The 18,125-nt window shown below is 63.4% G+C and carries 18 protein-coding genes and 2 pseudogenes; 8 read left to right on the forward strand and 12 right to left on the reverse strand.

All coding sequences use genetic code 11. The annotated features are described in order from the left end of the window. A pseudogene (locus GPT33_RS09745) lies at positions 1-317 on the forward strand (patatin family protein); the annotation flags it as partial. Positions 318-750: 433 nt separating this feature from the next. On the opposite strand, the gene GPT33_RS09750 reads toward GPT33_RS09745, so the two are convergent. After that, a complete protein-coding gene (locus tag GPT33_RS09750) occupies positions 751-1,107 on the reverse strand; it encodes a hypothetical protein (protein WP_296808060.1) in 357 nt (118 codons plus the stop codon). Between the two features lie 79 nt (positions 1,108-1,186). Beyond that, positions 1,187-1,621, reverse strand: coding sequence for a translesion error-prone DNA polymerase V autoproteolytic subunit (gene umuD / locus GPT33_RS09755; RefSeq protein ID WP_296808062.1), 435 nt, complete (start codon positions 1,619-1,621; stop codon positions 1,187-1,189). 336 nt (positions 1,622-1,957) lie between these two features. On the opposite strand from umuD, the gene GPT33_RS18895 reads away from it, so the two are divergent. The 5 genes and pseudogenes from GPT33_RS18895 (at position 1,958) to GPT33_RS09780 (ending at position 5,453) form a co-directional block, all read left to right on the forward strand. Further along, the gene (locus tag GPT33_RS18895) at positions 1,958-2,359 is read left to right on the forward strand and encodes a histidine phosphatase family protein (RefSeq protein WP_363929220.1); all 402 of its coding nucleotides are present in this window, start codon (positions 1,958-1,960) and stop codon (positions 2,357-2,359) included. Beyond that, on the forward strand, positions 2,356-3,057 hold the full coding sequence (locus GPT33_RS09765; protein WP_296808067.1) for a VIT family protein: 702 nt from the start codon (positions 2,356-2,358) through the stop codon (positions 3,055-3,057). Before GPT33_RS18895 ends, GPT33_RS09765 begins: the two co-directional genes overlap by 4 nt. A 398-nt stretch (positions 3,058-3,455) precedes the next feature. After that, on the forward strand, positions 3,456-3,848 hold the full coding sequence (locus GPT33_RS09770) for a DUF302 domain-containing protein (RefSeq protein ID WP_296808069.1): 393 nt from the start codon (positions 3,456-3,458) through the stop codon (positions 3,846-3,848). A gap of 106 nt (positions 3,849-3,954) precedes the next feature. Beyond that, a pseudogene (locus tag GPT33_RS09775) lies at positions 3,955-4,167 on the forward strand (heavy metal translocating P-type ATPase); the annotation flags it as partial. Between the two features lie 437 nt (positions 4,168-4,604). Beyond that, a complete protein-coding gene (locus GPT33_RS09780) occupies positions 4,605-5,453 on the forward strand; it encodes a 2OG-Fe(II) oxygenase (RefSeq protein WP_296808071.1) in 849 nt (282 codons plus the stop codon). Between the two features lie 97 nt (positions 5,454-5,550). On the opposite strand, the gene GPT33_RS09785 is transcribed toward GPT33_RS09780, so the two are convergent. From GPT33_RS09785 to GPT33_RS09795, 3 genes are all read right to left on the reverse strand, one after another. Continuing rightward, entirely contained in the window at positions 5,551-5,766 is a 216-nt protein-coding gene (locus GPT33_RS09785; protein ID WP_296808074.1) for a hypothetical protein, read from the reverse strand. 198 nt (positions 5,767-5,964) lie between these two features. Beyond that, the gene (locus GPT33_RS09790) at positions 5,965-6,804 is read right to left on the reverse strand and encodes a phosphodiester glycosidase family protein (protein WP_296808076.1); all 840 of its coding nucleotides are present in this window, start codon (positions 6,802-6,804) and stop codon (positions 5,965-5,967) included. Positions 6,805-6,868: 64 nt separating this feature from the next. Then, positions 6,869-7,051, reverse strand: a complete 183-nt coding sequence (locus GPT33_RS09795) for a hypothetical protein (RefSeq protein ID WP_296808079.1) — start codon at positions 7,049-7,051, stop codon at positions 6,869-6,871. A 134-nt stretch (positions 7,052-7,185) separates the two neighbouring features. On the opposite strand from GPT33_RS09795, the gene GPT33_RS09800 reads away from it, so the two are divergent. Further along, positions 7,186-9,000, forward strand: a complete 1,815-nt coding sequence (locus tag GPT33_RS09800) for an endonuclease/exonuclease/phosphatase family protein (protein WP_296808081.1) — start codon at positions 7,186-7,188, stop codon at positions 8,998-9,000. A gap of 634 nt (positions 9,001-9,634) precedes the next feature. On the opposite strand, the gene arsB is transcribed toward GPT33_RS09800, so the two are convergent. From arsB to GPT33_RS09830, 6 genes are all read right to left on the reverse strand, one after another. Further along, positions 9,635-10,780, reverse strand: a complete 1,146-nt coding sequence (gene arsB, locus GPT33_RS09805) for an ACR3 family arsenite efflux transporter (RefSeq protein ID WP_296808084.1) — start codon at positions 10,778-10,780, stop codon at positions 9,635-9,637. Positions 10,781-11,115: 335 nt separating this feature from the next. Further along, entirely contained in the window at positions 11,116-12,063 is a 948-nt protein-coding gene (locus GPT33_RS09810; RefSeq protein ID WP_296808088.1) for a rhodanese-like domain-containing protein, read from the reverse strand. Positions 12,064-12,177: 114 nt separating this feature from the next. Further along, positions 12,178-13,164, reverse strand: coding sequence for a GTP 3',8-cyclase MoaA (gene moaA / locus GPT33_RS09815; RefSeq protein WP_296808091.1), 987 nt, complete (start codon positions 13,162-13,164; stop codon positions 12,178-12,180). 859 nt (positions 13,165-14,023) lie between these two features. After that, complete coding sequence (locus GPT33_RS09820; RefSeq protein WP_296808093.1) at positions 14,024-14,869, reverse strand: molecular chaperone TorD family protein; 846 nt, start codon at positions 14,867-14,869, stop codon at positions 14,024-14,026. Positions 14,870-15,031: 162 nt separating this feature from the next. Continuing rightward, positions 15,032-16,186 (reverse strand): NrfD/PsrC family molybdoenzyme membrane anchor subunit, encoded by a 1,155-nt coding sequence (gene nrfD, locus GPT33_RS09825; protein ID WP_296808096.1) that lies wholly within the window; start codon positions 16,184-16,186, stop codon positions 15,032-15,034. Positions 16,187-16,284: 98 nt separating this feature from the next. Beyond that, positions 16,285-17,034 carry a 4Fe-4S dicluster domain-containing protein gene (locus tag GPT33_RS09830; protein ID WP_296808105.1) on the reverse strand — a complete coding sequence of 250 codons (750 nt, stop codon included), beginning with the start codon at positions 17,032-17,034 and terminating at the stop codon, positions 16,285-16,287. Between GPT33_RS09830 and GPT33_RS09835 the strand changes: the two genes are divergently transcribed. After that, positions 17,027-17,287 (forward strand): hypothetical protein, encoded by a 261-nt coding sequence (locus tag GPT33_RS09835; RefSeq protein WP_296808099.1) that lies wholly within the window; start codon positions 17,027-17,029, stop codon positions 17,285-17,287. The two genes, GPT33_RS09830 and GPT33_RS09835, sit on opposite strands and share 8 nt — an antisense overlap. Here GPT33_RS09835 and GPT33_RS09840 read toward each other — a convergent pair. Then, positions 17,254-18,125, reverse strand: an 872-nt coding sequence (locus GPT33_RS09840) for a molybdopterin dinucleotide binding domain-containing protein (RefSeq protein ID WP_296808102.1), incomplete at its 5' end; no start/stop codon positions are given. The genes GPT33_RS09835 and GPT33_RS09840 overlap by 34 nt on opposite strands.

Consider the following 18,125-nt stretch of genomic DNA (forward strand, 5'->3'; position numbering starts at 1 on the left):
AGGTCTACGTCGTGCGCAACGCCAAGATCATGCTCGACCCCGAGGCGGTCCCGCGACGGCTGCCGGCAATCGCCGAGCGCTCGATCTCCTCGCTGATCCGCACCCAGGGGATCGGGGACATGTACCGGATGTTCCTCGGGGCGAAGCGCGACGGCCTCGACTACAACCTGGCCAGCGTACCGGACGACTTCCCGGGCAAATCCGAGGAGCCGTTCGATCCGGTCTACATAAGCGCCCTCTACGACCTCGGCTACCGCCTGGCCAGGGAGGGCTATCCCTGGGCCAAGGCCCCGCCCGGAACTGTCGTGGCCGAGTGACCATGGCGAGTTCGCCACCACGCGAGGGTGCCGCGCGTGAGGGCGATTTCGGACTCCTCCTCGTCGGGGTCGTTGTCGACTATCTCGGCTCGGTGATGCCACCTTCTGGCGGTTACGGCGGTTCGTCGCGAGCTGCTTGACCCGACTTCCGCTTCCAATTGCTTGACCGACTGCTTGTACCGACACACCGGACGTTCGTCCCGGACGAACGAGCGTCGGCAACGGGTCGTGGATGCACCAAATGTCGCGACTGAACATGCCTGCCCGTCCAGCTTCCGCAGGAAACGCCAAAGGGTCGGTCTAGAGAAAAGTCGTGTTCGTTGCGAATACGACGAAAAAGTTTCCGGTGCTTGCAGTCGACCAGGGCGAACATGACGTGAAATCTCTCGATCGCACAACAATGGGGGCTGCAGAAAACCGTTCCCGCACCATCTCAATCGCCCGCAGGATCGATACGTTCGGCGGGTTTGTCGTCATCGGGCGGTCCGGCCGGCGGCGAGCCGGCTTTCCACGTCAGCAGGCGATGACCACCCTCCGGCATCGGGCGCAACAGACCGACCCAGCCTTTCCCCCAGTCGATGCGAGCGGCCCCTCCCTCCGGTGTCCAAGTCCCGCTGCCCCGGTAATCGCCGATCTGCTCGGTGGCGATGCCGCCCGGCAGGAGTCCGATCACGATCGGGGTCTCGGGTCGCGACAGACTGGGTGCGGACCAGGTTCCCTCTAGCGCGTCGCCGGCAGTGACGACAGAGGGAAGGAGCAGCAAGAGGCAGGCAAAAACGGGACGCGACATCGGACACCTCGAGGATTGCGGATGCAAAAAGGCCCCACAATGGCCACCGGGCACGGTGATCACGAGCGACGGGGGCATTTCAAAACGAATGTACGGCATGCGCAACCACACCCCAGACCACCAACCCCATCTCGCCCTGAATCTCCAGCGGCGCATAGTCCGGGTGCTCGGGCACCAGCCAGATCCGATCACTCTCGATCTTCAGGCGCTTCAAGATCAGCTCCCCGCCCACGGCGGCCACCACGATCGATCCGGACTTGGGCTCGCACGCGCGGTCTACCACCAGCAGATCGCCGTCGCGGAGCCCCGCACCTGTCATGGAATCCCCCTGCACCCGCAGGAAGAAGGTCGCGGCCGGGTGCCGGATCAACTGCTCGTTCAGGTCGATGGTGCCTTCCAGATCGTCGTCGGCCGGCGAGGGATAGCCGGCCGGGATGCGCGAGCCGAAGAGGGGCAGCGGGCAGGGAAGCGGAGCAAGCGTGCAGGCGTGCACGATCATCTGTTTGCCGGGCACACCGGATGAACCCGCGCTGAACTTACGGCGCAGGCGGCAAGGTCGGATCGAGGCATGACGGATGACCGGAGCTGTATAAACGTCCAGTCATGATATGGTCTGGCGCTCGTGGATGCTCGAGCCTGTCTGCCGAGTGAGGAGTGTGTGCTGCCGTACAGACGCGCCGTTGTCATGCGGCTATTCTTGCAGATTAAAGTGGGTTTTGATTAGAAAGACTCCTCCGCGAAGCTTACGGACTGACATGGCCTGCCATCACGCTCCTGGCGACATTGATATCGTTCAGGCAGAAGCGTCTTGCCTGCAGCACCGGGCGTTGAAGATCCGGGCCGGCGCTCCGTGGGCATCCGCAACGACGTCCCGGGTTGGGATATCTGGCGTGACGGCTGCCCGGGCGGCGATTCGCCGGACGACGTCAGCGCTCGAGCCGACCGGCTCATCGCGCGGCTGAGTAAGATGCAAGGCACGATCGCGCTCTTCTCGCATGGTCAGTTCGGCGCAGCCTTCGCTGTATGCTGGATCGGGCTTGCGCTCATGGAAGGCCAGCATTTCCCCTTGCACACGGCGTCGGTCAGCCTGCTCGGCGTTGACGCTCACCACCCGGATCGCCGAACGATCGAGCTGTGGAACGATCGAGCTGTGGAACGAAAGATGCGTTGGGCATGTGCCGGGCGAGAAGATCAGGATCGACCGCGATGTTGTCCGGGTCGCCAGGCAAGCGGCCTGACCGCGACACCATGAGAGCGTTGCGACACCACATCGAGCGCCACCGCACCGACCGCATCGGGTGGCTGCGCGCCGCCGTGCTCGGGGCGAACGACGGCATCGTTTCGACCGCCAGTCTTTTGCTCGGCGTGGCGGCGGCCAATGTCAGTCACGGTAGTCTTCTGCTGACCGGGGTCGCGGGCCTGGTGGCCGGCGCCATGTCGATGGCCGCCGGCGAGTATGTCTCGGTTCATTCGCAGGCCGATACCGAGAACGCCGACCTGGAGCGCGAGCGCACCGAGCTCGAACAGGATCCCTCGGCGGAGCGCCGCGAACTCGCGGCCATCTATGTCGCACGCGGGCTTGAGCCTGACGTTGCAGAACAAGTCGCGAAGCAACTGATGGCGCACGATGCCCTCGGTGCCCATGCACGCGACGAGCTCGGCATCTCCGCGAACTTCAGCGCTCGACCGATTCAGGCTGCCTTGGCGTCGGCCGCCAGCTTCGCAGTCGGTGCGGCGTTGCCGCTGACCGTAACGGCCTTGGCGCCCGAGCAGGCCCTGATTCCCTGGGTGTCGGGTGCCTCTCTCGCTTCACTGGCCTTGTTGGGCGCCATCGCCGCTCGGGTTGGTGGTGCCAGCATGCTGATCGGCGCGTGGCGGGTCACCTTCTGGGGCGCGCTCGCGATGGTGATCACGGCCGGTGTGGGTGCGTTGTTCGGTGGCACTGTTTGATCCTGGTACAGAGCCCGATCCGCATGAGGATGGGAATCGGGAACTTTGGCACAACGCCGGCGGGAACGAGCGGGCGCATTCGTCTCACCTCGGGTCATCGCCATCAACTCGGGGACGTCGATACGTCGCCCGACATGGATGCGTCGATCCCCGGACGCCCTCACCGAGACCGACCGCTGGAAACTCATCCGATTACTCAGAACACTCTAATGGCCCCAATATCGACGATGCAGCACACGCGAACGATGTGACCCACGGAGGCGGGGACGGTTGCTGATCGGAACCGCGGGATGAAGTCCAGCGCCGCGTCAATTTGCGCCGATCTAAAGTCGGCGCCTTGTTTCACAAGGACCCATTCCACAACACTCATTCCACAATCGACAGAGGAGTTGCATGCAATGTATGGATTTTCCACGACACTCAAGAGCACATTCGATGAGGCCGTCGTCCGCGTCACCGAGGCACTGAAGGGCGAGGGGTTCGGCGTCCTCAGCGACATCGACGTACAGGCCACACTGGAGGCTAAGCTGGGGATCGAGAAGCGGCCCTACCGCATCCTCGGTGCCTGCAATCCCCCACTCGCCAATCGGGCACTGGAGGCGGAGCCCGACATCGGACTGCTTCTGCCCTGCAATGTGGTCGTGCGCGAAGAGGACGACGGTACCATCGTCGTCGCCTTCATGGACCCTGAGTCAGTGCTGCAATTGGTGGATCGGCCGGAGGTGGCCGAGATCGCCTCGGAGGTCAAAGGGCGGATGGAACGGGTACGCGACGCCCTCGCGGCCAGTTGAGAGGACTCGACTTGATGAACCCCGGCGCGCGCATGGGTCTGCTGGTCAAACATGCCGAGGCATCGGAGGTCATGAGAAGGTCGATACCCTGGTGCTGAAAAAACGGAACGTGGCCATGGAGAGCGCGGGAGTCACCCTGGTCAAGGGTGATCTGCGCGGTATCGTGCGCGCCCGGCGGTTGAGCCGCGCGGTCATGCGCAACATCCGCCGGAATCCGTTCTTCTCCTTCCTCTCCAACGCCCTCGGCGTGCCCATCGCGGCAGCTATGCTCTATCCCGTGTTCGGCCTGCTGCTTTCGCCGATCATTGTCGCGGCCGCCAGCCCTGGCTCCAAACCAAGCCTCAGGCTCTTGCAGTCTAAGCGACCGCAACTGGGACATGGCGCCACTAACCGAAGGGGGTTCGATGCCTCTCGGGCCACGATCCCCGGGGCAGCGAGAGACCGCTCCGGAGGGTAAGCAAAAAGATGCTTTCCACTCATGTGGAAGCGAGGTTGTCATGGCTGCTTTGGTCGTGAACGGATTCGCCTACCGTCTCTCAGTCGGTGTCGTGACCGGCTACCCGTTGGCCCGCCGGGCAGGAAAGCGCCTGGCTTTATGGCGTGCGCGATGCGCTCTGCATATTGCCTTCGCGACCGCGGGACGACCGCTGGGCGCTCAGCAAAGGAGTTCAGCCGTTGCTCCTGCAACCTAGTCACCACCATAATCCATTCCCCTTTTTTTGTGTGGACTCCGCATTTTCCGAGAACCAGTGCGAAATGCTGGAGGCCCTATTTTTGCAAACCAATGATTGGCAGCATCGGGATGGTGCGTTTTACCGGTGCTCTCTTTGCGACGTTACCAAGCATATTCCGGCATCGTTTCAAGCCGCAATACTCGCTAGAATGCGAGAGATTACCGGGTTGCCACTCGTTGATCGTGTTGTCGTCACGGCTCAACGAATGCTGCCAGGACAAGTCATTGGTATACATAGTGACCGACCGCTTTTGGGCTATGAGAGTGCGCGACTGGTCGTGCAACTTAATCAACAATGGCAACCTGATCATGGCGGTGTTCTGGAGTTATTCTCATCGCCAGAAGGTAAAGCGGTGTTCAGTGTTGATCCTGAATACAATAAAGCCTTTGGCTTTCCGCTTCACGCGGATTCCTACCATGGGGTGACCGAGGTTACCCAGCCGCGCCAAACAGTGGTCTTCAATTTTTGGCATATGGCGAACACACCCGAACTCGCTTCGTACGTTCAAGCCTTGTTCGCCAACCTTCAATTCTCGGAGTTTCCGGCGGCACTCAACCCTATTGCCTCATCGGCAGAATCGACTCTGCCCGAGGATACGACGTTTCGCGCAGGCACAGCGGCGGTTGCGCTCCATCGTTTGGGCTATGACGAGGCAACCGTTGTGACCGGGTACCGGCACAGCGCGGGGCTTGCTGTCTGTGATACCGGCGACGCGGAAACCTATGCAGCAGTGCTCCTGGCGGAGTGGATGGCGTACTTGTATCGGGATTCGTTTGATCTGGCACGCTGGATGATCTTACGTAACAAACTTGATAGAGCACAAGTGATTCCGCGCCTCCTGCCCGCATGGCAGCTTTGCCTGCCGGAATAATGAGGGTCAAAGTCGTGCCTGAACAGAAACCACCTGATCCGGATGATGTGCCAGTCGATACAGATGACCGGCGCTTCGGTTCTTACGGGAGATGGTCTCAGAGGTGTGTCGAGTTGCGAGCTTCGCTGCGGGTGATGCCTTTGGCCCGGGCGGCGGCGAGCGCGGCGGCGACGATGGCATCCGGGTCGAGCGCGGCGATCAGCCCCTTGCCCAGTTCGGCGACCGCACAGTAAGCCGCGGCAGTTGCCGGGAAGGAGCGGGTGATGCCGGCGCAGCGCTCGGCCGAGAGTAAGGTCGTGGAAGCGCATGCCATTCATTCCGAGCGTTGTGGGCGAGCCGTGCCCGCTAATCCGGGGAGGACGGGAAGACGCGATCGACGAGCCAAGTTGGCCGTTACTCCCGGTGTCGCGCATCCAAGCGAAGGTTCCAGACCCATTGAGCCTGGCGTGCCGAACACACGCTAGATCGCTGCTGCCCGCTTCAAACCGCGCATGTCGTCGCCCTGCCCGTTCTACGGCGCGGCGATGACGGATCGAAAACGCGTGCAGATTCCGAGCAGGTTCCTCACACGTTTCCAGGGCTGCAGGGTCACCGGAGCTCGGTCGGCGCCGCGGTCGAAGAAGAATCCGGTCGAGGATCCGCCGTCGAGGTTGATGGCGCGATCGACCCGCCAAGGCGTCAGGGCGTCCGGGGACGCAAGGATTGCACCGAGCTCGGCGAGGGTGAGACTGCTCATGGTCGCACCGATGACCCAGTGTCCGCGCCAATCCGTGGCGACGAAGGTGCGGCGCCGCGGATCGGAGGCAGACAGGCCCCGCACCGGGCGGGCGTCTTCCGCAAGATAGGGTCCGGTCTGCAACAAGGCGTTGATGCTCGAATGATCTTGGAACCGGCCACGCCGGACAAGATGGATGCCGTGATCGTCGCTGTAGATGACGCCGCTCAGGAGTTTCGCGGTCTCGAAGCGGTTGATCCGCCGTCCTTTGGAAATCAGGAGCCCGGATGGCTGCCAATCTGGATGAAAGAAGCCGCCGTTGACCCCGGCCACGCAATCCTCGCTGCGGAAGGCGGCTTCCAACGTCGGGTAAGCCGCCTCGGGGCCGGCCCCCAGATCGATCACCTCCAGACGGAACGTCCGCGAGGTGAAAAAGGCCAGGTGTGCGGTGACCTGTTTGCCGTCGGACGGGCGCACCGCGGTACGTTTGGCGTAGGCGAGGTCGGCGCTGATCTCCTGCCGCTCCGACTTCCCGGCGGGACTCCAGTCCGCGGTAAGCGCGTTCGAGGCAGGCAGCAAAAGGAGCCAGAGCAAAAAGCTCGAGAAGGCCGGACGAGGGCTGAATGACCTCCGCATGCGACTAGCTCGCTCTCGACGAATTGTCGTCTTCATCGACCCGGCTGCCGGAATCATTTCAAAGCTACTGCATCGTGGCGCCGAACTGCTTCCAACTCATACAGCGATGTTGCCAGGCCATGCGTGCCGCACGCATCTGAATCGAGTCGAAGGCCGGCTCTTGGGTCAGGTGCTCGACTTCTTCGTTGAGGGATGGTGAGAGCCAAAGCGTTGATCTCCGATGCAGATGCTGCCTGAAGTGTATCAAGCCGAGATCTCCAACGACCTCCGGCCGCGCGCCGCGACGCCCACCATTCCGAACGCCGACCCGTCGGATCCCAATTCCTTGCCGCCGAGAAAAACCCGGAGTAGCCTTCGGCGGGGGACTGGACCCACCCGGCAATGACCGATCCGTCATCTGCTGGACTGATTCAACGTGCGCTGGAAGGAATGCCGATCATGAGGGTGCGATTCATGGCGGGCCAACGGTTGGCCCATGCGTTGGGCGCTTTGCTGTTGGTTATCGGAAGCGTTGCTGTTCATGCAGACCAGGCAGTCCGTGTCGTCACTTGGAACGTCGAGACGGTGGGGGCTCCGGGAAGTGCGCAGTATGAGGCGACGGCCAGGGTCCTGCGCCGGATCGACGCGGATTTGGTGGCGATTACCGAGGTGTCCACTTCCGCAGACGTCGAGCACCTTGCCGATCTCGCCTTTGATCTCGGCTATCTGCATTCGGCCGTTGCGCCCGCTGGGCCCTTCGGCGGACTGCGTGCGGCTGTAATCTCGGACTTCCCGGTCATCTTGAGCAACGCCTGGTCGTCGGCGGAGCTTTCCGGGGATGTTGCCGCCAATGATCTCACCCGATACATTCTGGAAGCGACCGTCGCCATCTCCGACGACGACGATCCGCTGCGTGTGATCGTTGCGCATCTAAAGTCAGGCGGCAGCAACACCGACGCGTTTCGCCGGGCGATCGAGGCATACCGCATCGGCCAACTCGCCGGCGATCCCGGCATCGGCGATGACCCCGTCCTGATCATGGGTGATCTGAATGCCGACATTGGTGATGAACCGATGACGCCGGTCCATTTCGACGTCGCTCCTGGCGGGCTACCCACGGGCTTCATGATCGGACTCGACGTCCAGGCGATCATGTCGGGCGGCGGCCTGATCAACGATCCATTCTTTTATCTTAACCCGCACGCCGCGATCCTCGATGCCCGGCAAATCGATGGTTTGGATGCTACCCGCCCGACCTCCGGTCGCCGTCTCGATTACGTCCTTGCTGGACCGACGATCGTCGACCTCGGCGCGGCCGCTCAGGTTTACGACTGCGCCGACGAGGGCTTGGCGGGCAGTCTCCCGCTCATCGGCACACCCGTAGACGCGGTGGTTTGCCCTAACGCTGCGGATCACCTCCCCGTGTTCGCCGATCTTGTTGTCCCGATGGCCTCAACGGCAAAGGACACGCGCATGAACGCTGCAGTCTTGCCTTACGCGCGCGCGGTCGCCCATGGTGAAACAGCAACGGCTTTTGCCAGCGTCATCAACAGCGGAAACGTGACTGCCACCGGCTGCTCGATCGGCTTACCGGACCGGATTCCAGCCGACTTCAACTATCAGACGACTAATGTTTCCAACGCTCTGATCGGCAGCCCGAACACCCCGGTCGACATCCCGCCGGGAGCGACCCAGAATTTCGTCTTCGGGATCACCCCGACCGGTGATCTGAGAGCCACCGAAATCGCGCTCGTCATCGACTGCAACAATACGCCTTGGGCGGCGAGTCGGGCCGGCCTGAACACATTCATCCTTTCGGCGGCGGCGAGTCGGCCACCTGATTTGCTCGCCATCGGCGTCACGCCGAGCGGCGACGGTGCAGTCAGGCTGCCGAGCCACGACGCAACCGGGGTCTTCGTCGCGGCAGCCGTCAATATCGGAAGTGCCGGGACAGTGACGGTCAGCGCCGACGATGGCGGACGTGGGCTGCCGGTGAACCTGGTGGTCTGCGAGACCAATGCCGGAGGGACTTGGTTGGCCTGCGACAACAGTCTGACGCGTGCGGTCGATGCCGGCCAGACTGTCTATTACACCGTCGTCGTGACCGGCACGGGCTCGCCGATCGCATTCGATCCTGCCACGAACCGGTTGTTTCTGCGTTTTGTCGCGAACGGGGCGACTGTTGGGGCTACGAACGTTGCGGTGGCGACGCTTTAGCGCGTCATTGGCACGGCCCGCCGGTGGACGCTGTGATCCCCGACCCGACATCGCCGGCGATGCGCCCGAGAGGCAGAGCGCTGCGGCGCCGAGCGGGACCAGGCTGATCAGCACACCCAAAGCAAGGGCCAGGATGATGAGCGACTCGCGCCGCGTGCTCCCGGCTCGGCTCGGGTGTCCCCGCGAGATAGCCGACCAGAAGCGGGATTCCGGCCAGATGACAGGGACTGCGCCAGATGCTGGCAAAGCCCCAGACGAGTGCCGCCAGCGCAGCCAACCATGCGGCGCCGGAGAGCGCCTGCGACAGTGGTGCGAGCCACTCCATCAGGAGTCGCCTGCAGCAGCCGGACCGAGCGGCAGACCGGCCGCCGCAAAGCGCTCACGGATGGCGTCCGCCGAGATAAACCCGATGTGTCGCCCGAGCTCGCGTCCATCCCCGCCGAGAAAGACCTAGGTCGGGATGGCCATGACCTTCCACTACCCGACCAGCACGGGCCGACCGTCGGCGGTGATCTCGGTCGCCGGGGGTACCGTATGCACTCCCGAGCCAGCGATAGAGTCAGGCACCGGTCAGCACCAGGATCACGACGGCGAGGTCGGGAAGAAGGCGTGTGAAGGTCTCCATCGTGGTTCCTCAACCGGCCGATCCGCTGCGCGCGGGCGCGGCCGCAACCGGCGGGCAGCACTCGGCGTAGGTCTGAATTCCCGGGCGCGACTCGTACCAGCCTTGTGTGCGCATCACGACATGCACCACCAGCAGCATCACCGGGACTTCGATCAGCACCCCGACGACGGTCGCGAGCGCGGCCCCCGAGTTGAAGCCGAAGAGCGCGATGGCCGTGGCCACGGCCAGCTCGAAGAAGTTACTCGCGCCGATCAGTGCGGAAGGGCCGGCCACGCAGTGCGGGGAACGCACGGCACGGTTGAGCAGGTAGGCCAGCCCCGAGTTGAAGAAGACCTGGATCAGGATCGGCACCGCCAGCAGGGCGATAATGAGCGGTTGGGCGATGATCTGCTCGCCCTGGAAGCCGAACAGCAGGACCAGTGTGGCCAAAAGGGCGATCAGGGAGAGCGGCTGCATGAACGCCAGGACCCGCCGCAGCGTCTCGCCGCTCGGATCCTGCTTCAACAAGAGTGTGCGCCAGATATTCGCAATGATCAGCGGCACCACGATATAGAGCAGCACCGACAACAGCAGGGTGTCCCAGGGAACCGTGATCGCGGCCAACCCGAGCAGGAGACCGACGATCGGCGCGAAGGCGAATACCATGATGACGTCGTTCAGTGCGACCTGAGTCAGGGTGAAATGCGGCTCGCCGCGCGAGAGATTGCTCCAGACAAAGACCATCGCCGTACAGGGCGCGGCGGCCAGCAGGATCAGCCCGGCGATGTAGGAATCGACCTGCTCGGGCGGCAGATAGGGCCGAAACAGCCAGCCGATGAAGACCCAGGCGAGCAGGGCCATCGAGAAGGGTTTCACGCCCCAGTTGATGAAGAGCGTCACGCCGACCCCGCGCCAGTGCTCGGTCACGCCCTTGAGCGCCTTCAGATCGATCTTCAGCAGCATCGGGATGATCATCAGCCAGATGAGCACCGCCACCGGCAGATTGATCTGCGCGACCTCGACTGCCGCGACCGCGTGGAACGCTCCGGGCGCCAGGTGACCCAAACCGATGCCGACCAGGATGCAGAGGAAGACCCAGAGGGTCAAATACCGTTCGAAAAACCCCATGGGTTCACCGGCGGCGTGCTTGCCGGTGGTTTCGCATTGGCTGCTCATGTTGCCCTCGCCGTTGGACTCGAGACGGGCGCGCCGGGCCGGAATCCGGATCGGCGCGCGTGCTGTCGATGATCATATCCGGTATTTCGTATATATGGAAAACCGGACATCGATGTGTTTGATCCGGGGCAAGCGTGAGACTGTCGAGGGGGCCTCGAGAATTCGGCCTCAGTGGCACCTGACGCGGAGCGCCAGGAGGCATGCGTGACACCGCGGAGCGGATGTTACGAGGCGCTTAAGGTTCGGCTGGAGATGAAAAAACGAGGCCCATCGAGTGTACCGCCCGCTTCTCGGCCTCGAGCTGAAGATAGGTCTGGTTGACGCCGTGGCGATCCTCAGAGGGCAAAGTCACCACCGTAAGGCTCGGGACCTTCCACGACCGGCAAGGTCAGCTCGTTGCCCCAGTGCGACCAGCCGCCGTTGTAGAGCCGCACGTCCTCGTAGCCGAGATGCTTGAGCTGCAGATAGGCCAGGCCCATCCGGAAGCCGTCGTGGCAGTAGATGTAGATCCGTTTATCCTTGGGAACCGCCGCATAGAGGGCGGCAAGGCTTTCGTCGCTCCGCCACTTGCCGGTCTGACCGTCCACCCCGTCGAGACTCACGATATTGATCGCGCCCGGGATGTGCCCGCCCATGATCGAGTGCCGGATCACCTCGCCGGTGTACATGTCGTTCGGGCGCGCATCGAGCAGGACCACGGCCGGGTCGCGGCGCGAGACGACATCGTCATAGACGGCGGGCCACTCCACGAAGAGCGCCGGGTCGGCGTCCTTCAGCGTCACCGTGCCCGCTGTTTTCGGCGGCGTCGGCTCCTGCTCCAACTCGTTGAAGCCCGTCCATTCGAGGGTCCCGCCGTCGAGGATCTTGACCCGGTCCATGTCGAAGCCGTAGAGGTCGAGCAGAAAATAGAGCCGCGCCGCCAGCGCCGTGCTGGAATCGTCGTAGATCACGAGTGTCGAGTCGTCGTTCACGCCCCAGCCGCGCAGGGTCTCCTGGAAGGTCTCGCGGGACGGAAAGCGCATGATTGGGCTGGCGTCGTTGTCGCCGAGATCCTTGAAGCGTTGAACCTGGACCGCGCCGGGGATATGTCCGACTGTGAAGAAACGATGAGGGTGATAGCGTACCTCGAGGATGATCGTGTTCTCGTCGTCCGACGCGTCCGCGAGCCAGTCGGCATCGACCAGGAAGTCCGGATTGGCGAGCGCCTGGAGGGGCGTGAGCAGCAACGCGAGCAGCGCGGCGAACCCGATGGGCGGGGGTGCTCGATACGGCTTGTACGACATGACGGTCTCCTCTGGTGGCGTGTTGAGTCGTTGGGTGACGTTGCGGACCAACCGTGCAGCTTGTTTACCAAGTCCAAGGAAGCGGAATAACGAAAACAGCACGGAAACAGTCATTCATCCGCCCGTCATCGACATGAATCGGATGACCTTCTCCGGGCGCTCGTTGAACTCGTGACGCTCGGGTTTCAGGGCGATGGCCTGTTTCAGATGCTCGAGCAAGGCGTCGTCCCTGATTCCGTCGCGCAGCAGCGGTCGCAGCGCGTAGCTGCTTTCCTGGCCTAGACACAGATACAGGGTGCCGTCGACCGTGAGACGTACCCGGTTGCAGGTTTCGCAGAAGTGCTGCGAGATCGGGGTGATGAAGCCGATGCGGGTCTCGGTCGCGCCGAGGCGGAAGTAGCGCGCCGGGCCGCCGCCCGGAAGGATGTCCGGGATCAGCGTGAATCGCTGCTCCAGTCGGCGACGCACCGTCTGGAGATCGAGATACTGATCGCGCGCAGCTTGACCGGTCGCGCCCATCGGCATGGTCTCGATCAGGCGCAGCGTAAAGCCGTTGTCGGCGCAGTAGCCGAGGATGTCCTCGATCTCCGCGTCGTTCACACCGCGCATGACGACGGTATTGACGCGAATCGGGGCAAAGCCGACCGCGCGTGCCGCGGCGATGCCGCGCAGCACCTTGTCGAGATCCCCTCCGGTCACCTGCTTGAAGACTTCGGGGCGTAGGCTGTCGAGGCTGACATTGAGCCGGCGCACGCCGGCACGATAGAGCGGCTCGGCGAGCAATTCCATGCGGGTGCAATTGCTGGAGATGGAGAGATCATCCAGGCCGGGCAGCGCCGACAGCCCGGCGGCCAGCTCGGGCAGGTTGCGCCGCACGAGTGGCTCGCCGCCGGTGATGCGCACACGGCCCACCCCCAGCGCGGAGAAGGCACCGACGACGCGGGTGATTTCCTCGAACGTGAGCCAGTGCTCGGGCTCCTCGAACCCCTTGAAGCCTTTCGGCAGGCAATAGCCGCAACGCAGGTCGCAGCGGTCGGTGACGGACAGGCGCAGGTATGCGATGCGTCGGCCGAAGGGATCGGTGAGGGTCTGGTCGTTCATGCGGTGATCCGATGAGACTCGAGGTTTGGGGTCAGGTGTCGAGCTGCGCAGGTTAGCAGCGTTCTCCGTATGGTGGGGTTTGTCCAGGCAAGATTCGCGTCATGTCGGTCGTGAAGCCGTGCAGAGGTCCGAGACCGTCCGAGATTATTGTCGTTGTCGTCATCGTGGTCGGAGCGGTGTCGATGGTCGATGACGACAACGAACGGTTTCAACCGTCCTGTTCGGCGGCTCGCGGCGACCAGGACTTAGCTGCCGTCGCACAGTCCGAGCGGCGAGGGTTTTGCTCGGCTCTCGCTCGGTCCGGGCTGATGCGTCGAGTCCCGCGCCTGGCCGGTGTCGTTCGCGCGTTCGGAGTCATCGAGCCCAAAACCTGCTGTCTCGGCATCCCGAATCGGTTGAGCGCGAGTCTCGCTCCCGGCCTCGACCGACCCGAGGCCAGGCGGTTCATCCGCGGCAAGGATCGGGGCCGGATTCCACATCAGGATGAGCGCCGCCAATGTAAGCCTGAGCGGGAACATGGCCTTCGGAACTCCTTTGCGAGACGTGGAAATTAGGCTCATGCGAGCGGCCGGCCTGCGGATCGCCGCGACCACCGTCGGAGCGCCCAGGCAAGTGGCAACAGCACAAACAATGCCGCCAGGCTGTATTCCACGACGGCCCGAGCCGGTTCCGCCGGTTGTGTGCTGGCGAGGTGCGCGCGGATCCGTACCGCATCATCGTCCGGAATCCGCGCGCCGTTGAGCCAACGCATGCGCGCGATCGCCAGGGACCACCCGAGACCTGTGTGTCGAGCGGTCCGAAGCATCTCAGGCGCGTGACAGGTCCCGCACGCTCGACGGGGATCCGTGCTCGCCGGTGCTCAGCCGGGAGACGCCATCCGATGCGACGCCGCTGCCGGCGGGATCATGGTCGAGAGCCCCATGATACGGTCGCGGTCGTCGACCGGGATCGCCACATGATCGCTGGGTAGCCCGTCGGCCGCCAGACGCGCCCGGATAATCGCCAGATCCTCCTCGGTGATGGGTTTGCCGGTGAGCTGGCTGCGCAGACGTCCGATCTCGGGATCGATGGTCGGGGCGGGCGGCGCCTCGCCCGGTTGCAGCGCCACCTCGGCCCGAACGGCCCTCTCAAGGATCCGCGCAAGGTGCCGATAGGGGTTGTCGGCCAGCTTGAAGCGACGTCCCGCCTCTTCGAGATCGGCGCGGAAGGAGCCGATCCAGCGGCCGACAAAGCTCGCGAGAAACTCTCCGGCCGCGATCGGCGGCGATACCGCGCCGGTGATGCACGCCTGCGACTCGGCGGCGAACAAGCGGGCCAAGAACTCCAGTTGGACCGAGAGGTGATCCGGCAGATCCTGCACAGCCGCGTTCTTCTCCAGACCGCAACGCCGATAGCAGGTCTCCATTGCGGTGACGCTGCCGCCGGCGACCGTGCCGTCGAGATAGGCGCCCGTGTTGAGGCTCGGGTGCCGGTCGCCCGGCACGAGAAAGAGCCGCGAATAGATGACCAGCAGGCGGTTCGCGTCCGGGATCGCGGCTATCGCTGCCCGGAAGTCCGACAGCGGTTCGTCGATCTCGTACCCGCAGTCCGTGGCAAGCTCGGCGAGATCCTCCGGCAAGGCATCGCGGAGGAGCTCCAGGCTTTCAGCAGCCTGAGGAATCGCGAAGGCGCGCGCCAGACAGAGAAAAAAATCAGATGTGCTCACGCGTGTTGTATCGGTCGTCATAGGGTCAACCTTAAGAAACCTAGTGGCTTGCCTCGGCGCGGAGCGCCGGGAGATGCGCGACACCGCCGGAGCGGTGCCGCGAGTTTGGCGCTGCGGCGTCGTAGGTCGGATGAGTGACGCGCCATCCGACACCGACCGGGATCAGCCCTCGCGCCCCAGACGCAAGGTCACCTCCCCGAAGGCATTGACTGCATTCGACAGGAAGATGGCCACCAACAGGAGCAGCCACTCGGTGGGCGAGGGCGCATAGCTGAGCAACTCGGGCGCCCAAGACCCTTTGAACAGCGGCACCAACTGACCGCCGATGATGTACTCGTAGCGCGAGATCAGGAGCGCGTTCATCACCAACAGCGATGCAAGTATCTGCGCCCAGGGGCTCGTGCGCGTACCGGGGTACATCAGCAGCACGAGCGGCAGCAGCAGACCGATGATGATCTCGGCAAAAAACAACGGCGAGGTGGCGAGCGTCTGCCAAACCTGAAGCCCCTCGGCGTTGCCGTAGAGTCCGCTGCTCATGCGCGCGAGGACAAACAGGAGATGGATGAAGATCGCCAACGCGAGCAGATTGGCCAGGCGGTCGTTGAACAGCCGCTTGACGCTCTCGGGCACTGCCGCGGGGTTGAAGGCGTAGGCCAGATAGGTGAAGAAGAAGACGAAGGCAAGCCCGCCCAGGAGCGACTCGAAGATGAAGGCGACCGGGATATCGCCCGAAGCCCAGAAGGGCCGGAAGCTCTGGGAGCCGTAGACGACACCCGCGATGGCCGTGACGCCGAGTGCCAGCACCAGCGTCACCATGGCGTTGATCCGCAGATCCTGCATGCGCCAGTCCGCCTTCAGCATCCGCACCTGCAGGATCAGGAGCGAAATGACATAGAAGCTCACCGCCATGACCTTCCAATAGAGCGGCGAGCTGAAGGCGAAGCTGAAGGGAATCGCCCAGAGAGCGCGCAACGGATGGCCCAATTCCATCATCAGGACCGCGACCCCGCCGAGCAGGCCGGCCAGGGCGAGCCAGAGTGCGCGCCGGATGATGGGTCGATACTCCTCCCCGCCGAAGATCAGAGCCATGGAGGCAACCATCGCCAGCCCCGTGGAGGTCAGCAGAAAATAGTCGTAGATCACGATCGGAAAGCCCCAGAAGAGGCCGAGGTTGTCGGTGTTGTAGGCGGCGTGACCTTCGACCAACAGATTGTTGACGGCCATGCCGCCCGCAATCAGGAGTCCGATCAGGGCGAGCAGCATGATGCCGAGCTGTTTGCCCGAGATCTCTTTGTTGGAAACAGTGACGCTGGTCATGGTGATCTTCTCCCCTTAAACCGCGCCCAGCGCGGTATGTGATGTTTTTGGATGGGATCGGCCTCGGCAGACTCGACCATTGTCGGAGCCGGCGCGGCTTAGCCCTTGTCCGAATCGCTCATGCTGCGCAACGACGGCACCGAGGCCGTCGCGCCGCCCGAGAGGTAATAGACCTGCGGCTTGTTGCCGGTCTCGTCCTTTAGGCGCACGCCGCGCTTGTCCGCGATCATCTTGTTGACGTTGCTGTTGGGCTGATCCAGGTCGCCGAAGAAGCGGGCCTTCGGGGCGCACACCCGCACGCAGGCCGGCACGTACTCCTTGAGCTCCGGGATATCCTCGTCGAGATCGGCCACACCCTTCGGCGCCTTGCTGACCTTGTGGTAGCAGAAGGTGCACTTGGAGACGACGCCGTGCGGCTGGATGCCGATCCCGCGCGAGGGATCGTCCTGCGGACCCTTGTAGGGCGGATCCCACTGGCGGCCCGTCTCGCTCGGGAAGACCCCGCGGATATCGGGCTGCACCACCGCCTTCTCGTCGACATAGAAGCGCACGCCGTACGGGCAGGCGACCTGGCAGTATTTGCAGCCGATGCACTTGTTGTAGTCCATCAGCACGAAGCCGCCGTCCGGGTCCTTGTAGGTCGCCTTGGTCGGGCAGACCGACACGCAGGAGGGGTTCTCGCAATGCATGCAGGGCCGCGGGAACCACATCAGCTTCACGTTCGGATAGGTGCCTTCGTGATAGAAGAGCACGTCCTGCCAGTTCTCGCCGGGCAGGCGGTTGTTCTCCATCGCACAGGCCGTCGTGCAGGCTTGGCAGCCGGTGCACTTGTCCAGATCGATGACCATTCCCCATTTCGCCATGACTGAATCCTCATTTGTTGAATCGCGTTCGGTGCGACGGGAAAGCATCGAGATTTTGGTCGGTCTCGCATGCACTCCGATGCGTCGGCGCGACGCGATTCAAGTGTTGTCTTTTAAAATTCTTGAGCCGCGCTCGGCAGAGGTCTTTGATACCCGCCGCACGTTGCTCGACCCTCAAGCGTTGCGACTGCGCTCGGGCGCGGCTCAAGCGGGGGCGATGTTGACCTTGGTGGTGTAGTAGCTGCACTGACCCGTGATGCGGTCCGACTGATTGACCGTGATCTCGCCGCAATGCCCCGGCAGGCGGTCCTTGGCCCAGCGGCCCATCGCCCAGTGCCCGTGCTCCATCGGGAAGACCAGGGTGTCTGGTCGGCAACCCTCGTAATACTTGCAATAGCCCTCGATACTGCCGAGGTCGGAGCTCAGACGAACCTTCGCGCCGTCGGCGATGCCGCGTTCGCGCGCGGTCTGCGGATTGATCTCGATGTAGGCGGTCTTGCGTCCGCCCAGCACGGGTTGCAGGGTGGCGATGGCGACCGGGAGATTCGCACCGCGACCCTCGGCATGCATGGCGACCTTGGGGGTGACCATGTAGAGATCGCCGCCGCCCGGATGGACCGGCTCTTCCCAATGCGGGAACATCAATTTTCTCGGGTCGCGCCCGGTCTTCTGCGCAATCCAGTCGGCATTGGACTCGAGCCAGCCGGAACGCAGCTCGAACTTGCCCGAGTCGGTCTTGAACAGGTTCTCCTTCACCTCCTCCTCGGTCATGACGATGCTGTAATCAGTCCCGTCCCATTTCAGGAATTCGCCGTCGACGAAGCGATAGATGTAGGGCTTCTTGTACCAGACGCCTTTCTCCTTCCAGCTCTCGAAGTCATTCACCCCGTTGTCGCCCGGATCCGTCTCGAAGCCTTTGGCCAGATGGCGGATGACGTTCTCGGTGTTGTCGAGCGCCTTGTAGTAATCGCCCATCGGTCCCTTGATGCGCTTGCCGATCTCGATCAGGGTGTCGCCGTAATACTTGGTGTCGTAGAGTGGCTTGACGGCCGGTACGCGAAGCTGCGCCATCGGCC

Source organism: Thiocapsa sp. (genome assembly GCF_011390875.1).
Taxonomy (GTDB): domain Bacteria; phylum Pseudomonadota; class Gammaproteobacteria; order Chromatiales; family Chromatiaceae; genus Thiocapsa.